This window comes from Lentibacillus halophilus, from assembly GCF_039522485.1.
In the GTDB taxonomy this organism is placed as follows: Bacteria; Bacillota; Bacilli; order Bacillales; family Amphibacillaceae; genus Lentibacillus; species Lentibacillus halophilus.
Window position 1 is genome coordinate 1 of sequence record NZ_BAAADM010000067.1, and the last position, 1,184, is coordinate 1,184.

The window sequence follows — 1,184 nt, forward strand, 5'->3', positions numbered from 1 at the left end:
AAAAATCACACAAAAATACATCCCAATTTGGTAAAATATAGTCACCACAACTAAAACCAGAAAGGGATGTATTTATGGCTACTATTTTACCAAATTCTGAACCAAAAAACGAGGCTAATTCTTATATTTCACGCTTTTTCAAGGAAAATAAACTGGGGTCACTGCTTAATCAGGCGAACATTCGAAAAGAAGATGGATTTTCTCCCGTGTTCCTTCTCCAGTTTATTTTTTCGCTTGTCCTGCACGGCAAGAACCTTTTTCGAATTCTTGATTCGGACCGTGTTTCAGATGCTCCAAGAAAAGATGCAGTCCACCGTTTTCTCAACAATCCCAGATACAACTGGCGAAAGTTTCTTGTGTTGTTGAGCAGGAATGTGATTGTAACCAGCCTGTTGTCTCTGGTCTCAAGTGACCGTGAACGCGTCCTTATTTTCGATGATTCTTTATACAGCCGTGCTCGCAGTAAGACCGTCGAACTGCTTGCTCGTGTGCATGACCATACCACAGGGCAGTTTGTCAAAGGGTTTCGAATGCTTACACTTGGCTGGTCAGATGGGAATACGTTCATTCCATTGGCTTTCTCGTTATTAAGCTCCAAACAGCGCAAGAACCGGTTTCAGGAGATAAACTCCAAAATTGACAAGCGCACGGTTGGCTACAAGCGACGTCAGGAAGCCCTGCAAAAATCAACTGAAGCGATGTTTGATCTCTTGGATGACGTTAATCCGTTACAGCTTTGTGCCAGAACCTTGTTGTTTGACAGTTGGTTTGCCTTTCCTAAAGTGATTAAGCGCGTTGTTTCTGACTATCCTCTTCATGTCATCTGTATGCTCAAAAGCATGCATCGGGTTTACTACACCTACGAAGGCGAGAAATATACCTTGAACCAACTCTATAAAAAAGTGCGAAAAAAACGGGGACGTGCTAAGATTCTTGCTTCTGTTGTTGTCAGCCTGGGATTAGATGACAATGGTAAGGATATACAAGCCCGTATTGTTTTTGTACGGGATCGAAACCGCTCTAAACAATGGTTGGCGCTTCTTTCTACAAATCTGGATTTGCCGGAAGAAGAAGTTGTTCGCCTTTATGGGAAGCGTTGGGATATCGAGTGCTTTTTCAAGGTCGCCAAATCCCATCTACGTTTAGCGAAAGAATGCCAGTCACGTCATTATGATGCGCTCGTA

General features: G+C 42.9%; 1 protein-coding gene. It reads left to right on the forward strand.

Annotated features, from left to right (window positions below; translation table 11 throughout):
* Nucleotides 1–74 precede the first annotated feature (74 nt).
* Nucleotides 75–1,184, forward strand: a 1,110-nt coding sequence (locus ABDZ72_RS14325; protein WP_343754368.1) for an IS4 family transposase, incomplete at its 3' end; no start/stop codon positions are given.